This is a genomic window from Vibrio sp. 10N.222.52.B7 (assembly GCF_041474275.1).
Taxonomy (GTDB): domain Bacteria; phylum Pseudomonadota; class Gammaproteobacteria; order Enterobacterales; family Vibrionaceae; genus Vibrio; species Vibrio crassostreae_C.
In genome coordinates this window covers 1-477 of record NZ_JBFRTU010000644.1, presented here as the reverse complement: position 1 = coordinate 477, position 477 = coordinate 1, and the positions used below count along the sequence as shown (strand labels likewise).

1 protein-coding gene is annotated in these 477 nt (G+C 41.5%); it reads right to left on the bottom strand.

Features of this window, described 5'->3' with window-relative positions; translation table 11 throughout:
* Positions 1-208 precede the first annotated feature (208 nt).
* Positions 209-477 (bottom strand): hypothetical protein (locus tag AB4512_RS24615; protein WP_372176092.1); only part of this gene is annotated, 269 nt, incomplete at its 5' end.

The following is a 477-nucleotide window of genomic DNA, read 5'->3' as shown; positions in this document are numbered from 1 at the left end:
GAATGCGAAGATATCGATCGTTGATGGGGCCACCGAGTTGGCGAATAATGATAAGTCAAACCATCAGATGTGTGATGAGTTTGAACACTTTATCGTTGGGCAATACGGCCGATAGCGGGTGCTGAGCATCTGTAACCAAGGTTGAACCAAAAAACTCAAACGAAAAAAGGACGATAATTTATCGTCCTTTTTATATTCAGCGTTGGATCTATGCCGTGACACATGTCGAGCGAGTTTCAGTATCAAACTCAACATCAACAGAATCAGCACTTCGCAATGATTTTCGATGAATGCCAAATACTTGCCCCGTCAAAACAATATAAAACTTCTCTGTTTTGAGTAGATTCCAAGCTTCATCAAGAGATTCAGTATAAACCTTGTTCTTGAGATCTTGTGGGCGGGTACCTGCGACTCTTCCATGTTTACGCGCCAATTCAAATAGTCCATTACGATTCGGTTTACACGTAAATAGGGTAT